9 protein-coding genes are annotated in these 12627 nt (G+C 41.5%); 7 read left to right on the top strand and 2 right to left on the bottom strand.

All coding sequences use genetic code 11. The features are described from left to right. The first annotated feature begins 7 nt into the window (after positions 1–7). Both thrA and WBM98_RS14940 read left to right on the top strand, forming a co-directional pair. Positions 8–3349: a bifunctional aspartate kinase/homoserine dehydrogenase I gene (thrA, locus tag WBM98_RS14945; protein WP_424366828.1), complete on the top strand. Its 3342-nt coding sequence runs from the start codon at positions 8–10 to the stop codon at positions 3347–3349. Between the two features lie 2 nt (positions 3350–3351). Then, positions 3352–4524 (top strand): trans-sulfuration enzyme family protein, encoded by a 1173-nt coding sequence (locus tag WBM98_RS14940; protein ID WP_424366826.1) that lies wholly within the window; start codon positions 3352–3354, stop codon positions 4522–4524. Positions 4525–4549: 25 nt separating this feature from the next. Here the strand turns inward: WBM98_RS14940 and WBM98_RS14935 are convergent, their stop codons facing one another. Together WBM98_RS14935 and WBM98_RS14930 are read right to left on the bottom strand one after the other, a co-directional pair. After that, positions 4550–6730, bottom strand: a complete 2181-nt coding sequence (locus WBM98_RS14935; RefSeq protein ID WP_424366825.1) for a hypothetical protein — start codon at positions 6728–6730, stop codon at positions 4550–4552. Positions 6731–6732: 2 nt separating this feature from the next. Beyond that, a complete protein-coding gene (locus tag WBM98_RS14930) occupies positions 6733–8889 on the bottom strand; it encodes a hypothetical protein (RefSeq protein ID WP_424366824.1) in 2157 nt (718 codons plus the stop codon). 371 nt (positions 8890–9260) lie between these two features. Between WBM98_RS14930 and WBM98_RS14925 the strand changes: the two genes are divergently transcribed. The 5 genes from WBM98_RS14925 to WBM98_RS14905 all read left to right on the top strand — a co-directional run. Next, positions 9261–9671 (top strand): RrF2 family transcriptional regulator, encoded by a 411-nt coding sequence (locus WBM98_RS14925; protein ID WP_424366823.1) that lies wholly within the window; start codon positions 9261–9263, stop codon positions 9669–9671. Positions 9672–9896: 225 nt separating this feature from the next. Continuing rightward, positions 9897–10163: a DUF2061 domain-containing protein gene (locus WBM98_RS14920; RefSeq protein WP_424366822.1), complete on the top strand. Its 267-nt coding sequence runs from the start codon at positions 9897–9899 to the stop codon at positions 10161–10163. Between the two features lie 25 nt (positions 10164–10188). After that, entirely contained in the window at positions 10189–10812 is a 624-nt protein-coding gene (locus WBM98_RS14915; protein ID WP_424366821.1) for a phosphoadenosine phosphosulfate reductase family protein, read from the top strand. 33 nt (positions 10813–10845) lie between these two features. After that, on the top strand, positions 10846–11745 hold the full coding sequence (gene cysD, locus WBM98_RS14910) for a sulfate adenylyltransferase subunit CysD (RefSeq protein ID WP_424366827.1): 900 nt from the start codon (positions 10846–10848) through the stop codon (positions 11743–11745). 105 nt (positions 11746–11850) lie between these two features. Further along, positions 11851–12627, top strand: a 777-nt coding sequence (locus WBM98_RS14905) for a sulfate adenylyltransferase subunit 1 (RefSeq protein WP_424366820.1), incomplete at its 3' end; no start/stop codon positions are given.

The raw sequence follows: 12627 nt of genomic DNA, 5'->3' as shown, positions 1-12627 counted from the left end.
GGGTGGCGTGGTTCAGGATATTTCCCTGTCCTATCAACTTTTTGGAAAACCACTCTATGAGGCCCCTATCGTATTGGTCAACCATGCCTTGACGGGCAATTCAAATGTCACCGGTACAGAAGGATGGTGGTCGGCCCTTATTGGCGAAGGAAAGTGTATCGATACGGACAAGTATACCATACTGGCCTTCAATATTCCAGGCAATGGTTATGATGGCTTTGTGATTGATAATTATAAGGATTTTGTGGCAGGCGATATCGCGCGTATTTTTTTGATTGGATTGAAAGAATTGAAAATCGATAAACTATTCGCTCTGATAGGGGGTTCATTGGGAGGTGGAATAGCTTGGGAGATGGCTGCCATCAACCCCAAATTGTCCACCCATTTGATTCCGGTTGCCTCAGACTGGAAAAGCACCGATTGGCTAATTGCCAATTGCCAAATACAAGAGCAATTCCTGATCAATTCGAAACAACCGGTCCATGATGCACGTATGCATGCCATGTTATGCTATCGCACACCGGAATCTTTTAAAGAACGTTTCAAGAGAAGTACGAATGAGGAGTTGCAGGTTTTCAATGTAGAAAGTTGGTTAATGCACCATGGGGATAAACTAAAGGACCGTTTTCAATTATCGGCCTATAAGTTGATGAACCAATTATTAAAGACCATCGATATTACACGAAACGGAGAAAGTGCGTTCATTGCACTTCAGAATAGCGATACGAATATCCATATCGTAGGGGTCGATTCGGATCTCTTTTTTACTGCCAAGGAAAATAAGGAAACCTTTAAACAATTGGCGCAGGCAAAAAGCAATGTTACCTATGGTGAAGTTCAGTCTTTACATGGACATGATGCCTTTTTGATCGAGTTCGGCCAAATGGAAAAACTGCTCAATGCAATCTTCAATACCAATGGTAAGACCGATCGGATCAAAATCTTGAAATTCGGGGGTAAGTCATTGAGCAATGGGGAAGGTTTAGGACATGTTTTGGATATTATTGCCCAGAAAGTCGAAAATGGTGAAAATATAGCAGTGGTGTTATCCGCACGTGAAAAAGCGACAGATCAATTGGAAACGATGCTAGAAAAGGCGGCACATGGTGAGGATTATTCGAAGGACTTTACCGCTTTCGAAAAATACCAGACCCATACTTTTAAGAATGTGAGCCTTTCCGAGGAGTATGGGGCATTGTTCAAATTATTCGAGGGCGTTTCACTACTAGGGGATTACAGTCCCAAAATCAGGGATCAGGTACTGGCCTATGGCGAGGTTATTTCTGCTAAATTGATAACCAAACTTTTGATAGGCAGGGGAATCAATGCGAAGTTGATGGATTCCCGAAAATTGATAAAGACTGACAATACGTTTGGTGACGCCCATGTGATCGAAACGATTTCCAAAGAAAATGTGTTGCGTGAATTCGCGCAATTAAGCCATGATACCGTACCCGTAATAACCGGGTTCATTGCATCCACAGTAGATAATGAAACAACCACCTTGGGCAGAAACGGCAGTAATTATTCCGCTGCGATGTTGGCCAATTACCTCGATGCCGAAGAACTTCAGAATTACACCCATGTTGATGGTATTTTCACGGCAAATCCAGATTATGTTTCCGAAGCAAAGCGCATATCGGAGCTTTCCTATAGCGAGGCCAATGAATTGGCAAATTTTGGGGCGACGATATTGCATGCCAAAACCATAATTCCATTGATCGAGAAGAATATTCCCTTGCGAATACTGAATACGTTCAATAGTGCCAATGAGGGCACGCTGATCAGTGCAAAATCGAATAAGGAGGGCATCAAATCTCTATCGGTCATCGAGAATGTGGCCTTGATCAATCTCGAAGGAAGGGGATTGTTGGGTAAGGTCGGGGTCGATGCTAGGATATTCAGAGCACTCGGGGATAATAATATCAGCGTAAGTATCGTATCACAAGGCTCTTCGGAACGCGGTATTGGTCTTGTAGTCAAAGCCGAGAAGGCACAAAAGGCAAAAATCGCTTTGCAACGCGAGTTTGCCCATGATTTTCAATCGAAGGACATAAATCAAATCACTGTTGTGAACGATGTCTCTGTTATTTCGATCGTTGGCCAGGACTTAAGCACCTTTCATAAGCCATATAATTCCCTGATCAAAAACCAGATTATTCCTTTGCTCTTCAACAACACCGTAACGGGCAAGAATGTGAGTCTCGTGGTCAAAAAATCAGATTTGCACAAGGCACTGAATGTGATGCATGGACAGATTTTCGGGATCAGCAAGAAAGTAAACATGGTTGTTTTTGGCCATGGAAATGTTGGGGGCACGTTATTGGATCAAATCTTGAAATCATCAAAAACCATTGAAAAACGCAAAGGGATCGATTTAAAGGTTTTTGCAGTGGCCAATTCAAGAAAGGTTCTGTTCAATGAAAAGGGGATTCCGAAAAATTGGCGATCGAGCATTGTGGAAAAAGGGGTTCCCTATCAAATGAAGGATATTTTTGACTATGCCAGAAAAAATCATTTTGAAAACTTGATAGCTGTTGATAATACGGCCAGCGAGGATTTCGTGGCGAATTATTTCGATTTGGTTGAAAACGGATTCGATTTGGTTTCCTCCAATAAGATAGCAAATACCCTTGGTTTTGATTATTATCAATTGTTACGGGAAGAATTGGCGAAAAACCAAAAACAGTATTTGTATGAGACCAATGTGGGGGCAGGATTACCCCTGATCGATACCATAAAATTATTGCACCTTTCCGGTGAGAACATAACCCGTATCAAGGGTGTTTTTTCAGGGTCATTGAGTTATATTTTCAACACCTTCTCAGAGGTAAACGCCCCTTTTTCGGCCATATTGAAAGATGCCATCAACAAAGGTTTTACAGAACCCGACCCTAGGGAAGATCTGTCGGGGAATGATGTGGGGCGTAAATTATTGATTCTTGCCCGTGAATTGGACCTGAGGAATGAATTTTCGGATATCCATATACAAAATTTGATTCCTGAACTATTGCAAAAAGGAACTGTAGCCGAATTTTTAAGTAATTTGGATGTGCTTAATGACACGTTCAATGAATTGAAGAAGAACCAAAAACCAAATTATGTCTTGCGCTATGTGGGTGATCTACATGGCGATCTGAGAAAGGAAAAGGGTAAGTTGGATGTTAAATTGATTTCAGTACCAAAGGAAAGTGCTTTGGGACAGGTCAAGGGTTCCGATTCGATCATTGAGATCTATACCGAATCCTATGGGAAGCATCCCCTGGTCATACAAGGGGCTGGTGCAGGTGCTGCCGTTACGGCAAGAGGTGTTTTTGGTGATATTTTGAGAATAGCTGAGAAAGGCTGATTATGGGAAAGAACAAACATAAATTCGAAACGGAAGCGATTCGCACGCAATTGGAGCGCTCCCAATATCTGGAACATTCAACCCCGTTGTATCTAACATCGAGTTTTGTATTTGAAGATGCCGAGGATATGCGCGCCTCCTTTGCCGAGGAAAAGGAAAGGAATATTTACTCCCGTTATTCAAATCCCAATTCCTCCGAATTCATTGAAAAGGTATGTAACATGGAAGGTGCCGAGGATGGTTTTGCATTTGCATCGGGCATGGCGGCCGTAATTTCAACCTTTGCAGCCTTGTTACAGAGTGGCGACCATATTATTTCCGCTAGAAGTGTTTTTGGCTCGACACACAGCTTGTTCATGAATTTTTTCCCAAAATGGAATATTACCCATAGCTATTTTAAGATAGATGCATTGGATGAAATTGACCAATTGGTGACGCCTCAATCCAAAATCCTGTATGCCGAATCACCCACCAATCCGGGTGTGGATGTGTTGGATTTGGAAGAATTGGGTAAGATTGCCAAGAAACATAATTTGATATTGATCATCGATAATTGTTTCGCTTCCCCCTATTTGCAACAACCCATAAAGTTCGGGGCAGATTTGGTCATCCATTCGGGAACGAAATTGATGGACGGTCAGGGTAGGGTACTTGCGGGTATAACCGTAGGCAGAGCCGATCTTATAGATAAGGTCTATCGCTTTTCCCGAATTACCGGTCCGGCATTATCACCTTTCAATGCATGGGTATTGTCAAAAAGTCTTGAAACTTTAGCTGTACGGGTCGACAGGCATTGTGAGAATGCCTTAAAACTTGCGCAGTTTTTGGAACAGCACGAAAAAGTCAATTGGGTCAAATATCCTTTTCTAAAGTCGCATCCGAACTATGAGGTTGCCAAAAAACAGATGAAAGCCGGTGGCTGTGTGGTGGCCTTTGAGATAAAGGGCGGATTGGAAGCAGGGCGTGAATTTTTCGATTCCATTCAGTTATTGTCCTTATCAGCGAACCTTGGTGATTCTAGGAGTATCGTTACGCATCCGGCCTCAACCACCCATAGTAAGTTATCAAAGGAGGAAAGGCTGGCAGTGGGCATTAGCGATGGGTCAGTTCGCATCTCCGTAGGCTTGGAACATATAGAGGATATCATTAATGATATTTCACAAGCCTTGGGATAGAAAAGGTACTGCACAAGACCTGACTTTAGAGTTTGCCTTTAGCAATCTCAATATCTTTCAAAACTTGAGGATAGAAGAATTTCCATGAAAACTTCGTCGTTTTTATATGTAGCAGAGAAACTTCCTGGTATTGCCGTGAAGTGACATCGATGATGTTTTGCCAGTGACGTGCCGCGCGCTCCAAATGAATGATGGATTCTTTTTGAAGCTCTTTGTTTTGGGTCTTTACCGCTTCGTCAAGAGATACTCCTCCCCTCAGCTTTTCAGCAAAGTATAAGCTCAAATGTGCCCATGCTTCCATATCGTTGCGTTCTATTTCAAAGTTGACCCTTTCCTTGGCTGCCGAAAGTTCGATTTCACTACATAGCTGGAGGATCTTTTGCCCGTTTTCCTCCAGGTCATCGGCCAATTGCAAGGGGGTTATTTCCTCATCCTTAATGGGTGTATTTTGTAATTTTCTATCCGTAAATTGGGCTATGGAAAGATAGTTGACATCCAATGTAGGGTGATTGATCATTTCATCGATATTGATAAATGCCTTGGTTGCCTCTTTATAATTTCGGTATAATTGTCCTCCGTTGAGAAAACCCTCGCAGTACAAGGTAAAATCCCAAGTGCCTTTATAGAAGGAAGCCAGGGCTAAGGGCATACGGCTTCCCAAACGCAGTGCTTCGAACATTTTGCCTCCAACTTCATTCCCATATCTTAGCTCAAATTGTTTGATAAAAAAGGAATCATCGAGTTCGGGATCATAAAGTAACCTGCCCCACATTTGATAAAATTCCCATTGCTTCTCATAGGCATACTTCCAATTGTAGGCTGCACCGGCTTTCATGCGATATTCTTTTGCAGGGATATAGGTTTCAGAACCGACAAAATACCCAGCGACAAATTCTTGACCGTTCTTGGCTATATGTTCCCTTATAAAATCCGTATTGCCCCAGTTGAGCATTATAAAATCCTCATTTCGCATCGTCCATGCCATTTGATAGTTGCTGGGCTTTGGGTTCCAATATTGGTCACTGATACTCCCACCATGGGTAATGGACAAGTTTGGGGTGGAATGCCCATGGGACCAATTGAACTTAAACTCCATGATAATGGGATCCGGAAAGTCGGTATACGATTCAATGTAGTTGCGAGCCACTTCGGGGTCGATTGAAAATGGGGCTCTATGAATGAATTTTACCCGACGGTCAGCGTTGCGCATGCCCTCAACGAAGGTCTTTTTGACCCATAGCATGGCATCATCGATCGGCATTTTCATACGCTCTCCCATACTAACCCCCAACCCTGTAAGATTAGGATATTCATTGATGACCTGTGTAATGGATTCCCGCATATAATCTACAATAATCTGTGAGGTATCGGCCGGTGTAAAGCCATAGTGCCATTCTAGATCATCCCCATAATTGGCGACATTATGGGTCTCGGTCATTCCCGGGGATGTGATGATATTCCAATTCAGGATATAGGTTTCTATACCTCTTTCCTTGGCCATGCGAAACAACGTTCTCCAAAATTGTTGCCAATCGGCAAATTCTTGACCCGTAAACTGGGTGGCTTCAGGAAACTTTTCAGGTTGGATCATAAAGGTAAAAGGATGCAGGTTCCATAAGGTGAGTGCATTAAAACGATTATCCGCCATCATATCTAGAAAGCTTTCCCAAAAAACAGTATCCTTCACGGTTTCCATATGCAATTGCAAAGATTCGCCCTGTCTGTACGATGACCATGGCAGGTTGAACTTAATGGCACGAAAGTGGAATCTGGCATTTTCGGTTTTCTCTGCAATGTTTAAGATACTTTTGTTGACTTCAATCTGGTCCCGTAGGTCTAAGATGCCATACATCAAACCGCTCTCATCGCCACCAACCACATAGACTTTGTTGTTTTTTCTTATAATCTGATAACCTTCAGGCTTGAGTTTGTTGGGCTTTAATTGGTGTTTTTTGATGCTTGCAGCTTCATGCTCGCCGTTTAAAAAGATGACCTCAAAAAGGGTATGGGCCTGATCGTTATTGCTATCTAAACGATACCCGATTTTACCGAGGGAGCTTTCTAATTTTCTTAAGGCGATGGCACGCATATTACCATCGGTAGTTGGATTGGTGGCTGCATAATTTTGTAGCGTGCCACTTAAAAACGCTATCAATAAGATGCTAATGAATTTGGAAATGCGTTGTGGGTCAAAGATTTTTTTCATACCTAAAAAGTGATAGTTTTAGCCAAAGTGACATCTTTTTTTACATTTTCCAACATGTTTCGCCAGTCTAACATAGCCGTTCTGGCCAACATTTGTGAGCGATAATTTTTTTCTGAAACTTCCGTATATCTTTCCCAATCCAAAATGGCTGCTTCCAATAGGGCAACAGCTTTCTTTTGATGCGCTTTGGAGTTGTTGGTTTTATATAATGCAAGCTCGGTAGCTGCCTCTATCTTTTTAGCATAGTACAGACCCAAATAAGACATGGCGGCCATATCATCCAAAAGGGTATTGAGTTCTGCCGTGTTATTGCTACTGGCTAATTCGGTTACTGCTCTAAGTGCTTGATCTGCAAAGTTGTTTAAACTATCCACTACCTGAAGGGGTGTGATTTCAGCTACTGTTTTTCCCTTTGTTATGGCGTTGGCATATTGTATTGGGCTTGCAATGTTACTGTTGGCCATGGTAGGGTTTTCCATAAATATTTTTATATCATGAAAGCCAGTACGTGCATCGATACAAATTTCAGGTGAAAACTGGAAATCCCAATCACGCCAATGAAACACATTGACCTGCGGAATGATTTTGGAGGCGGCTTGCCAACCCGTATACAGTTTGTTGGCATCCGTTGCAGGAAAATGTGCCTGTAGTTTTTGGATAAAAAAGCCCTCATCAAGCTGATTGTTATAGGCCAATCTGCCCCATAGCATAAAGTTGTACCAATGCTTTTTGATTTCTAATTGCCCAGAGAGTTCAGGGTTTTTACTGGTAAATTCCTTGCCCCAGACATAACCATCAGAGCCCATATAAAAACCTGCGGTATATTCCTTTTGAAAATGACCGATAAAAGCCCTAACATAGTCAGGATCGCCCCAGCGGTACACAAAAATATCATCGTTTCTTAGGTTCCACCAAGACTTGAGATCAAATTCCTTCATTCTCTCAATATGGCCATCAGCAAAGTTTAGATAGGGAGACGAATAAAGTCTTGCCTTGGCATATTTAAAACTGGCTTCAAAAGAACCCGTATAGTCTTTCCAATAGTTCATGATCTTAGAAACATCAGTATTCCATACCCTGTGGATAAAATCGACCTTACGCTCTGGTTGTAATTTTTGAATATCGGTAAGTGCCAAGCCATAGGTTTCCCATATCCACTGTTCCCTGTTATAGGCGCCCAATTGATCACGCATATGCTCTCCGGCGGTTACGCCAATACCCTTTACATCTGGGTACGTTAAGAGAAAGGTTTTTACGGCTTCCCTGTAATAGGCGACATTCAGCGGGTTGTTCATCTGATTGGTAATACCGTATTTACCGGGAACTTCTTCCCACAATTCTTGGTCGTAGGTTCTATAAAATGGTTCCACAGGGGTGGCCACACTGTTAGGACAGACATTCCATGTGAAAAAATAGATTTCTATGCCGCGATCTTTGGCATGTTGCATCACTTTTTTCCAAAAGGCTATTTTTTCATCGATGGAGATTGTTTTTACTTTTTTAAGGTTTTCCATCACATTGCTGGATACCATTTGAGGTTCGGCCCATTCGTTTTCTTTTCCGATAGGTTTTAACGTGGTTACAAAAACATCGTCTAAGGCCACATCAGGATAGTCTGGTAATTTGATCATGGAAGGAAAGGGGTGGGGGTTCCACAAACTAAGGATGTTATATCTATGTAAGGCCAGGTCATCTAAATACGCTTCCCAAAAGCTCCATTCCCACATCTCTGCGATGTTTTCCTGCGCAGCATCACCGGAATCATCATAACTGGGGGTACGGGCATCCAGCGGAATATTGAATTTAATACCTCGTTTTTTGATATAGGGCTTTCCTTTGGTATTGGTTACTGTATTGTTTAATTCTATCTGTTCGGCCACTTCCAGTCCGCCATACATCAATCCGTTGGCGCCACCACCTTTGATAAGGATCTCATTATTATTTACAGTGATATCATAGGCTTCAGCTTCTAGATTGATGGTATCCAATTGAAATTGGATCTTATCAAAATGACTTTGCTTTTTTAATTGGATGTCCGCAATGTGTTTTGTGGCAAATTGAACTTGTGGTAAGGCATTTTGATCTTCTATTTTTTTTGTTGAACAAGAGGAGAGTGATGCAAACAACAAACATGTTGTAAAAAGCAATGCATATTTCATAGATTGGATATTTCGTTGGTCGATTACAATTTGCCCGCCAAGCCCTATCATTTGATAGCCGCATGGTATGCGGGATTACCTTTAGGCATATTCCATTGGCCATAAAAACGGACATGATAGGTACAGGTTGTTTTAAAAACCTGAAATTAATGATTTTGGTCTTGGTATCTCGGATTTATTACTGGACAATAACTGTACTGCCTAATGTTTTATCAAGTATTGAAGAATGCAATCAAATTCGGATGAACATTTTTCATATGGTGGTCGATTACGGCGTAGAATAATTTATCAATTGCTCGTTTGCAATACTTTTATATAATGTATATAAGTAGGATTTAATTCGCTTTCCTATTTTTCCCTATCTTCGCCCTATGCTTTCGAAAAAGACAAAATACGGTCTAAAGGCTTTGAGTTATTTGGCTTCCCAAGCGGATAGGCAACCCGTTCAGATTGCTGAAATTGCCAAGCACGAAAATATTTCCCAGAAGTTTCTTGAAAGTATATTACTGACCCTGCGGAAATCTGGGCTTTTGGGATCCAAAAAAGGAAAAGGGGGCGGGTATTACCTCATTAAGGACCCTGAGGATATACTTATGACCGATGTAATGCGCATTCTTGAGGGCCCTATAGCCTTGGTCCCTTGTGTAAGTCTAAATTTTTATGAAAAATGCGAAGATTGTCCCGATGAAGCCACCTGCGCCGTGCATAAATTAATGCTTCAGGTAAGGGACAGTGCCTTAACGGTATATCGACACAATACCTTGGCGGATATCATAAAATAGACTCCTGAATTGCCCAAGTATTGAACACTTCAATTGTTTTCCGAAGAATCATCAGTAATCGTAATTATTGATCGATTATTTTTCGAACTTTCGGCATTAAATTTATTAATCTACTAATTCAATAGGGTAAATCCCATTTTTTATGGGTTTTTAGCATGACAGTTTCATTTATAATTCTAAATTTGCATACTCTATTAAATTGATAGGGTAAAAAATTAGTATTGTATGATTGCAGATCGATTGATTTTGAATAAAAAAACGGAGAGCAGGGATTTTGCTACCGACAGAAAATCGGAAACACCCATTCGAAGTATAGCAAAGGCTTTAAGTTGGAGGGTGGTAGGTACGCTGGACACGCTGTTGATATCGTATCTTTTGACAGGTAAAATAACCTTGGCCGCATCGATCGCCTCAATTGATTTTTTAACCAAGATGGTATTGTATTTTTTCCATGAAAGGGCTTGGAACCTTGTCACTTGGGGAAAAAAATAACCTACCTAATTCTAACAATGAAGCTATGGATTTTACGGAGGATAGGATCAAAGAACTGAATATTCAATTAAAGGAAAAAACACCGGGACAAGTTATTTCCTGGGCTTTTGAACATGCCAAGAATGCAGTGGTCACCACGAATTTTAGGCCCTATGAAGTGGCTATTCTAAATGCGGTTGTTGAAATACAGGCAAATGTTCCCATAATCTGGTGCGATACAGGGTACAATACACCCCAAACCTATGCACATGCCGAGAAATTGATCGCAGCTCTTAATTTGAATATCAAATTATATGTGCCCAAGCAGACAGTGGCACATCGTAATGTGGTCATGGGCATTCCTGGTATAGACGACCCAAGACATACCGAGTTTACCGAACAGGTTAAATTGGAACCTTTTAGAAGGGCAATGGCCGAAATTCGACCAGATGTATGGTTCACCAATTTAAGAAAAGGACAGACAGCACTAAGAAACACATTGGATATACTAAGCCTTAGTAAGGACGGAGTTTTGAAGGTGAGTCCATTCTATCACTGGACCGATGAAGAATTGGATGCATATTTGGCTGAAAGAAACCTTCCCAATGAGCACAAATATTTTGATCCCACCAAGGTTCTCGAGAACCGGGAGTGTGGCTTACACATTTAATATAGTACATAAAAGTAGTAGCGCATGGATTTAATGAAAGATACATCACACATTAACCCCTTGGAAAATGAGGCGATTTACATTATTCGGGAAGTAGCCGCACAGTTTGAGAAACCTGTTTTGTTGTTTTCCGGAGGAAAGGATTCGATTACCTTGGTGCGTTTGGCACAAAAAGCATTTTATCCTGCGAAGATTCCATTTCCTTTGATGCATATCGATACCGGCCACAACTTTCCTGAAACCATCGAATTTCGCGATAGATTGGTTGAGGAATTAGGGCTCGAATTAATCGTAAGAAATGTTCAGGATAGTATAGATCAAGGTAAGGTTAAGGAAGAGACCGGTCGCTATTCAAGTAGAAACTCCCTACAGACCACCACACTTTTGGATGCTATCGAGGAATTCAAGTTCGACGCCTGTATCGGGGGAGCCAGGCGAGATGAGGAGAAGGCCAGGGCTAAGGAACGTATTTTTTCAGTACGCGACGATTTTGGGCAATGGGATGAGAAAAATCAAAGACCCGAATTGTTCGATATGCTGAACGGGCAAATAGACTTGGGACAAAATGTACGTGTTTTTCCTATTTCGAATTGGACAGAATTGGATGTGTGGTCCTATATCGAAAAAGAGAATATCGAAATACCCTCTATATATTTCGCCCATAAAAGAAAGGTGTTCTTAAGGGATGGATTGATTTGGTCACACTCCGATTATGTATACCAGGAAGAAGATGAGGAAGTGTTGGAAGAATTGGTGCGTTTCAGAACCGTGGGGGATATGAGTTGTACGGCCGCCGTGTTTTCAGAAGCCACCGATATAGCCAGTGTTGTTCAGGAAATAAGGGAATCTACGATTTCGGAAAGAGGGGCGCGGATCGATGACAAAAGGTCCGAAGCGGCTATGGAAAAAAGAAAACAACAAGGGTATTTTTAAATTTTCTTTTGAAAATTTGGCTATTGGCTTTTTGCCGTTAGCTTAAGAAAATAATCAATTAAATATGGCCAAAGGCAAATAGCTAAAGGCCAACAGCTAAATAGGATGGAAGTATTAAAAATTGCAACAGCAGGTAGTGTAGATGACGGTAAGAGTACCTTGATAGGAAGACTATTGTATGATACCAAATCCCTGACCAGCGATAAGCTTGAAGCCATAGAGAAGACCAGTAAACAAAAAGGATATGATTATCTTGATTTTTCATTGGCCACTGACGGACTGGTCGCTGAACGAGAGCAGGGCATTACCATCGATGTGGCACATATCTATTTTTCAACACCCAAGAAGAGCTACATCATTGCAGATACGCCAGGCCATGTGGAATATACTAGGAATATGGTGACAGGAGCTTCCACTTCCCAGGCGGCGATTGTTTTGATAGATGCAAGAAAGGGAGTGATTGAGCAGACCAATCGCCACTTTTTTATCAATAACCTACTACGGATAAAAAATGTTATCGTCGCCATAAATAAAATGGATTTGGTTGACTATTCTGAAGAAACCTATAAGGCCATCAAAGCCGATTTTGAAGCATTGATGAAGAAGCGTGATTACCAAGAACAACATATTACCTTCATTCCTGTTAGCGCCCTTAAGGGCGATAATGTGGTTCATAAAACAAAAAAAATGCCCTGGTACACAGGACAAACGTTGTTGGATCATTTGGAAAAATTGGACAGAAAGGATATATTTAATGCCGGTACGCCGAGATTTCCAGTGCAATATGTTATTCGACCCAAGACCGATGAATTTCATGATTTCAGGGGGTTTGCAGGCAAGGTCTATGGGGGCGAATTAAGTGTTGGGGATGAGGTGGTAGCC

The organism is Maribacter sp., from assembly GCF_049667165.1.
Taxonomy (GTDB): Bacteria; Bacteroidota; Bacteroidia; order Flavobacteriales; family Flavobacteriaceae; genus Maribacter_A.
Note: the sequence above shows the minus strand (reverse complement) of the source record. Positions and strands in the feature narration are given on the sequence as shown.